The sequence below is a fragment of the Mesorhizobium sp. M2A.F.Ca.ET.039.01.1.1 genome (assembly GCF_003998035.1).
Lineage (GTDB): Bacteria > Pseudomonadota > Alphaproteobacteria > Rhizobiales > Rhizobiaceae > Mesorhizobium.
The window spans coordinates 1-897 of the sequence record NZ_RZRY01001321.1; the positions used below are offsets into that span (position 1 = coordinate 1).

Consider the following 897-nt stretch of genomic DNA (forward strand, 5'->3'; position numbering starts at 1 on the left):
CCTAAGACTTGGCACCCGATTTACGGCGACCACGGCTATCTGAACAAGACAGCCGTTGTGACCTTTCCACTCACACCGAAGGTCATGCTGGCAATGAGCTGGGAGGACGAAGGCGCCAATGCCTTCGCGGGTAGGCAAGGCGTAGATAGGCTGAATAGACTGCGTGCATTGCAGGCGGATGAGTACCTTTATGCTCATCTCGATCACGAGGTCATCAGGCGTATGGCAGTCGCGACCAAAGGCTCGCGTCCACGTATGACGACTGAGGGCTTCGGACCTAAGAAGTTTGCTGCGACGACTTTACGGCGAGGTCGAGCAAATCGGCCGAGTTGAGGAAGTGCCGAGAATCATCGAACAACCCGCCTGCTTACTCTAGTGGCGCATCTCCGGAAACTTCACCTGGCCGAGGATATGCGTGGCGCCCTCCTCGATGTCGCGCACGATCGCCCGACGCGCCCGCTCGCCGTCGCCGGCCTCGATCGCCGCCACGACCTCCTCATGGTAGTCGATACCCAGAATGCCGGCGAGATCATCCTCGAAACCGATATGCAGGTTTCGCAGGAAAGGCCCGACCTGCATCCACACCGTCTCGATGAGGAAGATCATCTGTTCGTTGCCGCAATGGCGATAGACCCCGAATTTGAAGTCGTGGTTCTTGCGCAGATAGTTTTCGATGCCGCCATTGCGGGCGGCCTCGGTGAGTTCGGCGCAGTGGCGCCGGATCGCGCGCAGATTGTTGCCGTTGATGCGTTTCGTCGCGAGCTCGGTCGCGGTGCCCTCGAGGATGGTGCGCACCGCGGTCAATTGCGAGAAGCGATCGGCGGAGATCAGAGGCACCTCGACGCTGCCGTTCGGCATCGGGCTCAGCGCCCGCAGCGCTTGCAGCCGGGTGAAGGC

The 897-nt window shown here is 60.5% G+C and carries 2 protein-coding genes; one reads left to right on the forward strand and one right to left on the reverse strand.

Annotated features, from left to right (window positions below; all coding sequences use genetic code 11):
- On the forward strand, window positions 1-333 hold a 333-nt coding region (locus EOA24_RS42635), incomplete at its 5' end, for a hypothetical protein (protein ID WP_210213656.1).
- 39 nt (window positions 334-372) lie between these two features.
- Here the strand turns inward: EOA24_RS42635 and EOA24_RS39590 are convergent.
- Window positions 373-897 (reverse strand): GntR family transcriptional regulator (locus EOA24_RS39590; protein ID WP_133375019.1); only part of this gene is annotated, 525 nt, incomplete at its 5' end.